The following is a 6,943-nucleotide window of genomic DNA, read 5'->3' as shown; positions in this document are numbered from 1 at the left end:
GGCCGCGCTCATGACTTGCTCTTCATTCTCGCCTTTCCGTATGCACTGAGGTTCATGCAGTTTCCCTCCCACAGCCTAATCTACACGGCCAGCGCGCCACGATGGCTGATCTGGGTGAACTTTGCCGGTGGCTTTGTCACCGTGATCTTGAGCCTGCTGTTGGGGCCCATATTCGGCCTGCATGGCGTGGTGATGGGCACCGCTTTGGAAATGTCTGCTGTTTATCTCTTCATCATGCCTGTCATGGTGGGCAAGCTCGCCCGGATTCATCCCGTCCGTTATCTGCTCGAGGACGTCCTCTGGCCCGGCATCAAGGCCCTGGCGATTCCTATGCTCTACGGATGGGCGTTCTCGTCCTGGCTCACACCAGACTTCAACCGGCTTTTCTTGTTTGGCGCCGGGTACGCGCTAGTCTTTGCCGCATCCGCGCCTTTCTTGGCACTTGACAAGCAAACGCGCGCATTTATCCGACGTCTCCTTCCCAAACCATTCCGCACGTGAATACGTTCTCCCTATCCAACTTGAAGAAGATGCTCCGTCCGCGAAGCCGGGTGCAAGAAGCTCTCTTCGTTCTCAAACACAGTCACTGGGGCATCATCCCCTTGCAGAATCTGCTGCTCGATTTGCGCGATGGTACTTTTTGCGGGGGTGTGATTCCGAGCCGTTTCAAGGAGGCCGGAGCCTACCAGACCCAGCATACAGACTATCAATCGCTGAAGGAGATTTTTTTCAACAACGACCTCAGTATCTCAAAGGATGAGGTGCTGGTGGATGTAGGCTGCGGCAAAGGTCGTGTTATCTCGTTCTGGCTGCGCCGCAAGCTGGGCCTGAAACGAATCGGGATCGAGCTTGATCCCGATGCAGCCGCCATCTCGGCACGGCGTTTCAAGAACGACCGCGACGTGAGGATCATCAATGGCGACGCTGTGGAGAATCTACCGGCTGAAGGTACGCTTTTTTATCTTTGGAACCCGTTCAATGAGGACGTACTGAAGCGCTTCACCGACAGGCTGATCTCCATGTCCAATCAGATGCAAAACGTCCGGGTCATTTACAACAACTGCCGCCACGCAGACGTGTTCACCTCTAATCCTGCCTGGGAGGTAAAGACGTTGACGAACAAGGACGTTTATCCAGCAATTCTAGCCACTCTCAAGCGCGCTTGATTAGTCTGCGGAGATTTGTGAACAAATCACGCAGCCGCCGGAGAATTGGATGCGCCAAGCTGAAAGTCTGCTCTTGAAACGGCAGGGGCACCCCACCAAAACTATTCTTGAAGCGCAGAAGTCCTTCGTTGTCATGCGTGGTGCCACCGATGCTGAAGCAGGTGACGCCCTCGCGCCGCAGCAGCTCGGCGGCGCGCCAGATCAAGAACGGCGAGGCTCCGAGGCTCATGCCTTGGGGAGAGGTGCCAGCGCTTTGATAATAGGCACCTGAGGCGGAGCGGAGCAGAAAGATTGAGGACAGCATGGTGCCATCAGGAGCCCTGGCCTGGAAAAACTCAGCGGCACCTGAGACAAGCATTTGCCGGAAATAAAATTCGCGGATGTTTGCGCTTACTTCCTCGCCACGCACTGTTCGTCTTTCCATCGAGAGATTCATCAATGTCACATGCGGGGCAATGGCAACTGGAGATACGGATCGGTGAAGTGTCACGCCACTCTTTTCCGCTTTCGTCAGATTGCGCCGGTGATTGGAACTCATGCACGCGGGATCAGGCGTGTCGCCCAGACGCAGGTGAAACTCCGTGCCGCGTTCCTCAAACGTCACCCGGCCAAGCGCTGGCACCGGATTGGATTTTGCTGTTACCGCGTAGACGGTGAGATCCCAAACTCTCATCGCCTTGCACGCTGTCACGAGTCCGGGCAAGAAAGGTGAGTTGTCAGGAAGATCGGGAAGAAATCGAATCTCAAGACTGCCCGACAGCCTTCCTTTCTTGAAGGACGCAATGCAGCCTGTTTGCAACTCGTTACCCGCCCAAATGCCTGCCAGGCAAGGAGTGAAACCAAGGTGCAGCTGGCCGCGTGCGAAGGCGGGTGTGGCAAACGGGTTCTCCGGATTGCAATCAGCGAGCTGCTGAAACCCGGCGTCCTCTGGGAGACGAATCAATTCGAAGCGAGGTTGCACGCGGCTGCTTTCTCCAGGTCCAGTTCTAGCGTGTTGGCATCAATCATGAATTTGCACGCCCAGTTCAGGTATTCAAAGCGACCATAGGCACCCCAGACGGGGAATGATCCCTTCACGGCACCAAGCTTTTCCGGCTGAACGTCGAGGCGCAAGGTGCGGCGAACAAAACGATTCGCCGTGAGCGCGGCGTTAAGAAACATGGTGTCCCGTGTTTCCTGGTATAGCATAAGCCAGCAAATGGCTGTCTGTGAGGTGCCGGTGAGGCAGGCCCACTTCACGGTTGGGATCCAGTCAGCATTAAATCGACCAGCGAGAAATCCGTCCTTGGTCATCACTCGGACGAGAGCGTTCGCAGTGCGTAGTGCTGCATCGAGAAGACTTTGCTCTTGCGAGAAACGATAACCCTCGATGACACCGCGCATCGCATACGCAAGCGTGTGCGTGAGGGGGCGAACGGAATCGGTTAGACAACAGTGAGCAAACCAGCCATTTGGTTGCTGGTGAGTGAGCGCCCAGCGAATGTTGGCGAGGCCGGCATTGCCCCAGACCTGATTTTTCTTTATTCGCGCGGCTTCGAGCAGCCCCCAGGCGACGTGCGTTTCAAAAGTTCTCGGCAAATGGAGATGCGTGGAGAGGTGGGGATTGTGCACTTGCCACGCGCCATTCTCGGATTGTACGCTCACCAGCCAATCGGCGGCCCTGCCCATCGCAGTAGTATAAGGCTCGCCAAACTCTGCGGCACCTGCGGCGAGCCCTAGTAGAATCTGTCCGGTGTCGAAGGTCACTGGATGCGTCGGAGTGACGCCGATCGTACTGCCTTGAAACGCGCCGTTTTCAAATTGAATGGAGAACAGCCAGTCGAGTGCATGACGGGCGCGCTCCGCGAGCGAGGTATCTTTCCTGCGTTTCGATTGCGCGAGAAGCGTGGGGATGGCGTACCCTGTGGTCTCTGGGTACGATGTGGACCAACCCCGCAAGAGACTGTAGTGGCGGGCAATACCGCCATCTTTCGAGGCACTCTTATCCTGCGCCACGCCGAGCCAGCAAAGTCCTGCCGCGATCGCCGCTTCCTTGCCCGGGTCATCGTTCAATCCATGAATACGATCATGTGCGGCTTCACTCCAGGCAGCGAGGCTCCAGCGTGATAAATCTAGTCCTTGGAGCAGGGTGCTCTTAATGTTATGCGGCAGGTTTCGGAGGTTTAACACGGCAAAAAGTTTAATAAAATGATTCAAAGAAACTTTCTCTTAACTCGGAATTAGGTGTTGGAGATCGCGCACGAATACACCGTCCGCTTCGATCATGCGCAATTGGTCGTCGAAGCTGATAGGCTGCAATGTGGACGTCTTGTAGCCTGCAGCGGCATAAGTCCGGATGGCATCTTGATAGTCCGCTCCGTGTTTGTAAAGTTGACGAAAAGCCAACTCAGACTGCAAAGTAACGATGGCGTCAAGGACCTTCTCTGCACCCGCAAAGACCTCTAGGTCAAAGCCTTGCGTGTCCATCTTCAAATGCATCCGACTAACTTCATGGCGTTCGGAGATCTCCTTCCACTCGGCGGCCACCGTGCGCACATGTACCGGAGTGGAGGTGCGCACTTTGTTTGAGTCCACGTACTTTTCTGGCTGGTTTGAATCTGGCTTTAGGAACGAGCTGAAGACATCGCTCTCCATAATGTGAAAATCGCGGATCTCCTCATATCGGCCTAGTGCATATGGCCGGACGATCCAGAGGGGATCATCAACTGCCTTCTCCTCAAGTGCGCGAGCCTGAGCTGTAATTGGCTCAAAAGATACGACCAAACCAGTGAACCCAACTTTCTGCCTGACCCAGTTGCGAAACCATCCATCGTTCGCCCCTACGTCAAACACGCAGTCCACTTGGTATAGGGAAAGAACCATTCGTAGGTGCTCTGTCAAGGCCTCTTCGCTCGGGACATAGTGCTCCAGTGCCCGAAGCTGCCGGTATCGGTCCTTCTTAATCACTGCATATCCAAGGGCACCGACGAGGCGGTGAACGATTTGGCCCATCATAGACTTCTCTATCTCACATATTTTTCACGTGCACAAATAATACTCTCTGGAGGTCCAATTATTGGTAATAGAGCGTTTTTGTCGGTAAGGGTGTCATGCGTCTTTGTCAATCCGCTCGTCTTCTTTCTTCCACAGCTTCTTTCAACGCCCTTTTATCGAGGCCCGTGTGATCGAAAAAAGCGCACCGTCAACGTAAAGGCAAAACCAATCTCTCCGAAGCTTTGCTTGAGGAAGTCCTTGAAGCATGCTTAGCATCGTTAGAAAAATGGTCGGTGTTAAATAGAGCGAAAATGTGGACGAGGCGTTGCCTCAAAGCGAAATAGAACCGAACAGTGGAGTACTACGTCTCATGCAGAAAGCCCCCAAAGTCCTTGTGGTTTCTCACAATTTTCCACCAACGGCGGGCCCGGAATCAAGCCTGGTAAAAATCTGCGCTGAGTTTTTACACCGCGAAGGGATGCAGGTGCGCGTGCTGACCACGACCCCCACCCACGCCATTCAGGCTATGGACAAATCCCTGCTGCGGGGGCTTCCTGAACAGATCATTGTAGATCGTGTGCCCAGCCCGGAAGCGGTGTTGGCGGAAAAGTTTCCGCGCATGGGCCGTCTCGCTGCAGTCGGTGCTGGGCGTTATCTTTTACCTGAAATTCACCTTCCCTGGGTGCTCCCTGCTTTCACACGTGCGCTAGACATCGTGCGGGAATGGAAGCCGCAGGTCATCTACTCACGTGCGACGAAGCATGTGAGCAATGTTGTCGGCTGGCGATTGAAGAGAAGATGCGGCCTGCCTTGGCTGGCGCATTTCAGTGATCCCTGGATCAGCGGCGGTCTGCCTTATGGGCTTCTACCACGATTGATCGGTCATTTTTACGAGAGGCGAATCCTTCGCGATGCCGATGCTCTTGTTTTCGTTACAACACAGGCGGCTGAGCGGGTATTGAGTCATTATCCAGAGCAATGGTGCGAACGCGTCCAGATCATTCCACATGGGTACGAAACACTTGGCCCGGAGTTGGACCAAGTGAGGCAGGAACCGACGGCTGATCGTGCGCTCCGTGTGATCCACGCCGGGGCTTTCTATCCTGGCATGCGCAGCCCGGACACCCTCATCGAGGCCCTGCGCAGGCTTCAACAGACAGAATCGCTGGCGGGTCGGTTGGAGATCACTTGCATTGGGGTGGACACCATATGTTTTCAGCCGCAAATTGACAATGCGGGGGTGGGAGATGTATTGCGGCTCCGTGCAAGTTTACCCTTTGATGAATGCCAGCGCCGCATTGCTGCCAGCGACCTGACTCTGATCATCGATACACCCGGCTTCGGAGGTGTCTTTTTGCCCACAAAACTTATTGAGGCCTTCGCCCATAATCACCCCGTGCTAGGTCTCGCGGAAAGAAACAGCGCAGTGGCTGAAGTGCTGCGCGGAGCGGGTCTTCACTGGGCGGACGTGAACGACCCTGATATGATTGCCCGCCGTCTGTCCGCTCTTTTAGCGGATTGGGAAGAAGGGCGCTGGGGAATCAACACGGCTCAGCGGCAAAACATGGATCACTTTCAGATTGACCGGATCAACCAACCTTTATTGAAAATTATTAACAGCTTGACGGATAAGAAGTTTTCATAATAGGTCTTTCATTCACACTCGGCGAGCTTATCGCGGTAGTTTATTATTCATGCGCATCAAACGAATATTTTGTCAGGCACTGCAAACGTTGCGCGTGCCTGTTTTGTTACGCCGTTTGCGCCGGCGAGAGTCGATAATTTTGATGTTTCATGGTCTTACCGATCAACAACATTACGGGTTGGACAACTGTCAGCACAAGCATCTGCACGTTAAGCGCTTTGATGCATTTTTGAACCATCTCACGAAGCATTTCAAAGTCATTGCACTTGATGAGTTGGTGAGGTGTCTAAATGCCGGCGTGCCCCCCCCGCCATCCAGTGTCGTTCTAACGTTTGACGATGGGTTTCTGTCAAACTATGTCCTCGGTTTTCCGGTGCTGAAAAAGCATGGAGTTCCTGCTACCATTTTTCTCGCAACCGAGTTTGTGGACGAAAATAAACCACTATGGGTGGATCGCGTAGATTACGCTTTCAGTCGCGCTTGCCGAACCAAGCACGAGCTTATTCGGGTTAAAAAACGTTTAAAGGCCTTGCCCATCGAAGATTTAACAGTCGCTGTGGAGGATCTGGAGCGGCAATTGGGCTTTAAACTCGATCTTTCAAATGGGGCTTCCGTGCCTGCCATCTATCATGTGATGGACTGGAGTCATGTTCGTGAGATGCAGAAAAGTGGCCTTGTCTCATTTGGGGCGCATACGCATTTGCATTGGATCTTGTCCCGCTGCCCCCCTGATCTCGTCTTGAGCGATGTTGCGAAGGGGAAGGAGATCATCGAACGAGAAACGGGAAGACCCTGCACGACCTTTTGCTACCCAAACGGTGGAGTCGCCGATTTTTCCGATGAAACAGAAAGAATCATTCGAGGCATTGGATTTGAATCGACCATCACTACTGTGGGGGGATCCAATGCGCCTGGATGCTCTCCGTTTTTGCTCAAACGCTTTGGCATAACCAGCTATCTTGATCTTGTTCAGTTCGATATGCTGACGTCGGGAATAGACCGCAGTCAACGATGAGCTAGTGTGCTGTCAGGGAAGTTCATTTGATAATATGATGAGATATGATAGCGGGTGGAATGAAGCCTGGACGTCCGATCCCACCGCTGGTTTTGAGTGATGAAGAGAAGGCCGAGTTGGAAAAAACAGTGCGTCAGCGCACTG

At 53.7% G+C, this 6,943-nt stretch carries 7 protein-coding genes; 4 read left to right on the top strand and 3 right to left on the bottom strand.

Annotated elements, in window-relative coordinates; all coding sequences use genetic code 11:
- The coding region (locus ACIREA_RS23040) for a polysaccharide biosynthesis C-terminal domain-containing protein (protein WP_397384694.1) at nt 1–501 on the top strand (501 nt) is incomplete at its 5' end.
- A gap of 101 nt (nt 502–602) precedes the next feature.
- Nucleotides 603–1,166: a class I SAM-dependent methyltransferase gene (locus ACIREA_RS23035; protein WP_397384693.1), complete on the top strand. Its 564-nt coding sequence runs from the start codon at nt 603–605 to the stop codon at nt 1,164–1,166.
- On the opposite strand, the gene ACIREA_RS23030 is transcribed toward ACIREA_RS23035, so the two are convergent.
- The 3 genes from ACIREA_RS23030 to ACIREA_RS23020 form a co-directional block, all read right to left on the bottom strand.
- Nucleotides 1,153–1,839 carry a GNAT family N-acetyltransferase gene (locus tag ACIREA_RS23030; RefSeq protein WP_397384692.1) on the bottom strand — a complete coding sequence of 229 codons (687 nt, stop codon included), beginning with the start codon at nt 1,837–1,839 and terminating at the stop codon, nt 1,153–1,155. The two genes, ACIREA_RS23035 and ACIREA_RS23030, sit on opposite strands and share 14 nt — an antisense overlap.
- A gap of 266 nt (nt 1,840–2,105) precedes the next feature.
- Nucleotides 2,106–3,362 (bottom strand): hypothetical protein, encoded by a 1,257-nt coding sequence (locus ACIREA_RS23025; protein WP_397384691.1) that lies wholly within the window; start codon nt 3,360–3,362, stop codon nt 2,106–2,108.
- Between the two features lie 12 nt (nt 3,363–3,374).
- Entirely contained in the window at nt 3,375–4,160 is a 786-nt protein-coding gene (locus tag ACIREA_RS23020; protein WP_397384690.1) for an FkbM family methyltransferase, read from the bottom strand.
- 349 nt (nt 4,161–4,509) lie between these two features.
- Here ACIREA_RS23020 and ACIREA_RS23015 point away from each other — a divergent pair, with 349 nt between their 5' ends.
- Together ACIREA_RS23015 and ACIREA_RS23010 are read left to right on the top strand one after the other, a co-directional pair.
- Entirely contained in the window at nt 4,510–5,784 is a 1,275-nt protein-coding gene (locus ACIREA_RS23015) for a glycosyltransferase (protein ID WP_397384689.1), read from the top strand.
- A 49-nt stretch (nt 5,785–5,833) separates the two neighbouring features.
- The gene (locus ACIREA_RS23010) at nt 5,834–6,799 is read left to right on the top strand and encodes a polysaccharide deacetylase family protein (protein WP_397384688.1); all 966 of its coding nucleotides are present in this window, start codon (nt 5,834–5,836) and stop codon (nt 6,797–6,799) included.
- Nucleotides 6,800–6,943 lie beyond the last annotated feature (144 nt).

Origin of the sequence: Prosthecobacter sp. (assembly GCF_044373815.1) — a bacterium.
Taxonomy (GTDB): Bacteria; Verrucomicrobiota; Verrucomicrobiia; order Verrucomicrobiales; family Verrucomicrobiaceae; genus Prosthecobacter.
The sequence above is the reverse complement of the archived record's forward strand: the minus strand, read 5'-3'. Positions and strand labels throughout refer to the sequence as shown.